Origin of the sequence: Microbacterium sp., assembly GCF_031178525.1 — a bacterium.
Classification (GTDB): domain Bacteria; phylum Actinomycetota; class Actinomycetes; order Actinomycetales; family Microbacteriaceae; genus Microbacterium.
The window spans coordinates 1-3741 of sequence record NZ_JAPSJA010000227.1 but is presented as its reverse complement, the minus strand read 5'-3'; the positions used below and the strand labels follow the sequence as shown (position 1 = coordinate 3741).

Annotated in this window: 5 protein-coding genes; 1 reads left to right on the top strand and 4 read right to left on the bottom strand. The window is 73.1% G+C overall.

Annotated features, from left to right (window positions below; all coding sequences use genetic code 11):
* Together RIF89_RS12070 and RIF89_RS12065 are read right to left on the bottom strand one after the other, a co-directional pair.
* The coding region (locus RIF89_RS12070; RefSeq protein WP_309069352.1) for an L-rhamnose mutarotase at positions 1-173 on the bottom strand (173 nt) is incomplete at its 3' end.
* A 105-nt stretch (positions 174-278) separates the two neighbouring features.
* Positions 279-1250, bottom strand: a complete 972-nt coding sequence (locus tag RIF89_RS12065) for an acetylxylan esterase (RefSeq protein ID WP_309069350.1) — start codon at positions 1248-1250, stop codon at positions 279-281.
* 118 nt (positions 1251-1368) lie between these two features.
* Here RIF89_RS12065 and RIF89_RS12060 point away from each other — a divergent pair, with 118 nt between their 5' ends.
* Positions 1369-2370, top strand: a complete 1002-nt coding sequence (locus RIF89_RS12060) for a LacI family DNA-binding transcriptional regulator (RefSeq protein WP_309069351.1) — start codon at positions 1369-1371, stop codon at positions 2368-2370.
* A gap of 15 nt (positions 2371-2385) precedes the next feature.
* Here RIF89_RS12060 and RIF89_RS12055 read toward each other — a convergent pair whose 3' ends face one another.
* Complete coding sequence (locus RIF89_RS12055) at positions 2386-3348, bottom strand: aldo/keto reductase (protein WP_309069349.1); 963 nt, start codon at positions 3346-3348, stop codon at positions 2386-2388.
* Positions 3349-3361: 13 nt separating this feature from the next.
* Positions 3362-3741, bottom strand: a 380-nt coding sequence (locus tag RIF89_RS12050) for a hypothetical protein (protein ID WP_309069348.1), incomplete at its 5' end; no start/stop codon positions are given.

The following is a 3741-nucleotide window of genomic DNA, read 5'->3' as shown; positions in this document are numbered from 1 at the left end:
GTCTCGTACGTGCCGACGAGCAGGCCGCCGCCGAGGTGGAAGATCGAGTAGTTCCGTCGTCCGGATGCCGCGATCTCGTCGAGCATCTCCGGCCAGACGGGATCGTGTCGCGCCACGTACTCGTCCATCAGCTCGGGCTTGACGTGCAGGGTGAAGCACACGCGCTGGCTCATCGTCGAGTCGTCCTCCGTCGGATATTGAATCGTTTCATCCTATGCACGGCTTCGATCCGAGGGCAAGACGGCCGGTCGATCGGCCGTCGGCCCGTGCCGACCGGCTCAGACGCGCTTCGCGACCCAGTCCAGCTGGGCGCGCCGCTGGAAGGCGCCGCCGCCCTCGTGGTCGTTGAACGGGTACACCTCGATCTCGCGCTCGTCGGACGCCCAGCTGTTGTACGCCGAGAACACCGTCGATGGCGGGCAGATGACGTCCATCAGCGCGACCGAGAACAGGGCGGGCACGGACGCGCGCCGGGAGAAGTTCACGCCGTCGAAGTAGCTGAGCGTGCGATACGTGCGCTCTTCCGCACCGCGATTGGTGGCGAGGTACGTGCCGATCTCGCGGTACGGCATGGCGTCAGTGATCGTCGTCGCGCGCGGGAAGTCGCACAGGAACGGCACATCGGGAAGCGAGCCCGCGACGTCGACCCCGCTCGCGCCGGCGAGCGCCGTCGCGGCGATCGTGATGCCGCCTCCCTGACTGCCGCCCGTGATGAACAGCGGCACGTCCGCCACCAGGTCCCGCGCGGTCTCGACCGCCCGCACCGCGTCGGCGAACACGCGGCGGTAGTAGTAGGTGGACGGGTCCTCGATGCCCTGCGTCATCTTGCCGGGCGAGGCGGGCGCGGAGCCGTGCGGATCGGGCGTCGCGCCCGGGCGGGAGTGGTGCCAGCCCTGGCCGCGCGTATCGACGAACAGGTGCGCGTACCCGGCGAGAGGCCACGACCCGACCTCGTGCGCGAGACCCCTGCCCCCGCTGTAACCGTTGAACTCCACCACCACCGCGCGCGGCGCGACGGCCGCGGGGACGTGCCACCAGGCGCGGATCGGGTCTCCCGCGAAGCCCGAGAAGGTCACGTCGCTCGTCTCGACGAGGGCGAGGCCGGAGTCGACCCGCTCGATGCGCGGAGCCCGGGCGGCCGCGTGGGTCTCGGCGAGCGTCGCCTCCCAGAACGCGTCGAAGTCCGCAGGCTCGGGAACGTTTCTGCGGTACGCGCGCAGCGTCTCGAGGGGCAGGTCGAACAGGGCCATGAATCCGCTCCTTCTGCGGCTCCACTGCCGCTCACGGTCACGAACCTAGCGCGGGGTGAGACGTTTCAGCCGCAAACGGCCGCTAACGTCGGTGGGAAAGACCGAGGGAGCGGACAAGGTGGGCGTGAGCATCCGCGATGTGGCGGCGCGAGCGGGAGTCTCGGTCGGCACCGTGTCGAATGTGCTGAACCGGCCCGGCTCCGTGCCCGACGCCACGCTGGAGCGCGTGCGCGCCGCGATCGGCGAGCTCGGCTACGTGCGCAACGACGCGGCTCGTCAGCTGCGCGCCGGCCGGTCCACGACCGTCGGCCTCGTCGTGCTCGACGCGCGCAACCCGTTCTTCACGGACGTCGCGCGCGGCGCCGACGACGCGGCCGCCGAGCACGGGCTGTCGGTGCTGATCGGCAACAGCGACGAGCGAGCCGAGCGCGAGCTGCGCCTCCTGTCGCACTTCGAGGAGCAGCGCGCGCACGGACTGCTCATCTCCCCGATCGGCGACGACGTCACCCGGCTGCGAGAGCTGCGCGAACGCGGCATCCCCGTCGTGCTCGTCGACCGCGCGGTGCCCGGCAGCGGCTTCTCGTCGGTCGCCGTCGACGACATCCACGGCGGCGAGCTCGCCGCGCGGCACCTGCTCGAGCGGGGGCGGCGGCGCATCGCGTACGTCGGCGGACCGGCGCAGCTGCGCCAGGTCGCCGATCGGGCGGAGGGCGCGCGTCGCGCGGTCGCGGGCGTGGCGGACGCCTCGCTCGAGGTGCTCCCGGTCGCCTCGCTGACCGTCGCGGATGGGCGCGAGGCGGGCGAGCGCCTCGCAGTTCTCGCCACGGCCGACCGCCCCGACGCCGTGTTCGCGGCGAACGACCTGATCGCCCTCGGCGTGCTGCAGGCGCTGGTGCAGGCCGGCATCGCGGTTCCGGACGACGTGGCGCTCATCGGCTATGACGACATCGACTTCGCGGCCGCCGCCGCCGTGCCGCTGTCGTCGATCCGGCAGCCGAGCCGCACGATGGGCGCCACCGCGCTGTCGCTCCTCGTGGAGGAGGCGGCGGATCCGTCGCTCGCGTCGCGCGACGTGGTCTTCGAACCCGAGCTCGTCGTGCGGGCGTCGACCGCGGGCTGACCGGCGCCCGCCGCGTCAGCGGCGGTCGAGCCAGAGCTCCTCGGGCGGCAGGAGCGCATCGAGCTCCGCGAAGAGCTCCTCAGGCAGGTCGGCGGTCGCCGCGGCGACGTTCGACGCCACCCGCGCGGGCGAGGACATGCCCACGACCGTGGTCGCGAACCGGGGGTCGCGCGTCGAGAACCGCACCGCGGCGATGTCGAGCGTGGTGCCGTGGCGCCGGCACACCCGACGCATCTCCGCGATCGCGTCGAGCGTGGCCTGTGGCGCAGGGCCGTAGCCGTACTTCCCCGGCACGCGCACAGGGTCAGTGAGCGCGCCGCCTCCCAGCACCGCGGCGTTGATGAGGCCGGCGCCGTCGGCCTGGGCGCGCGCGAGGAGCGCACCCGCCGAGCGGTCGGCGAGCGTCCAGCGGTTGTGCACCAGCAGCAGCTCGAACACGCCGAGCTCCCAGTAGCGCGAGGTCACGCGGGTGTCGCCGCCCGCGAGGCCGATGTGCCCGATCTCACCGCGCTCCCGTGCCGTCACGAGCTGGTCCACGGCGCCGCCCGGCGCCGTCATCGCGTCGAAGTCGTGGAACTCGGGGTCGTGAAGGTGGACGACGGGCAGGGGCGCGATCCCGAGCCGCTCGGACGACTCGGCGAGGGAGCGTCGCACGCGCTCGCCCGAGTAGTCGCCTCCGAGCGGGTCGACCTTCGTGACGACGAGCGTGTGCTCCGGCAGGGCGCCGTATGCCGCGAGAGCCCTGCCCAGGCGTCGCTCGCTCTCACCCTCGCTGTACCCGTTCGACGTGTCAATCGTGCGGATGCCGGCGTCCAGCGCCGCCCCGACGGTCGCGATCGCCTCGTCCTCCGAGACGTCGTTGCCGAACAGCTGCGGCATGGAGCCGAGCGGGCCGCCGCCGAGCGTCAGCGGCGTGACCAGGAGCCCGGTCGCGCCCAGCGGGTTCAGTGGAAGCGGCGTGCGGGAGTCGGAGGACATGTGCTCCAGCCTGTCAGAACACGGGTGGGACGAACTCGACGCCCGCACGCGCGCCCACGGTGGTGCCGTCCAGCTCGACGCGCTCGTTCGGCGCGATCTCGAGCGCGATGCTGCCCGTCGGCAGGTCGAGCGCGCCGGCCACCGGCCGCGCTCCGATCCCGACCACGGCGCGCACCGAGCCCGTGCGATCGGCGATCACGCGCCATCCGCGCGGGAACGCGAACGCGCGCTCGCCGTCGCGCCGCACCTCGACGCGCGCGTCGTCGGCGGCGAGCTCCCAGTCGGCCCCGTCGATCCGACGGCCGTACGCCACGGCCGCCGCGGCCGCTCCGTGATCCAGCCGCGTCGGGGAGAGCCCCGTGAACCACACCTCGCCGTCCGGTCGCGGGAGGA

What these genes read in the sequence shown, in the direction of transcription:
- RIF89_RS12065 (WP_309069350.1), bottom strand. Translation starts at nt 1,250, where the DNA reads ATGGCCCTGTTCGACCTGCCCCTCGAGACGCTGCGCGCGTACCGCAGA.
- RIF89_RS12055 (WP_309069349.1), bottom strand. Translation starts at nt 3,348, where the DNA reads ATGTCCTCCGACTCCCGCACGCCGCTTCCACTGAACCCGCTGGGCGCG.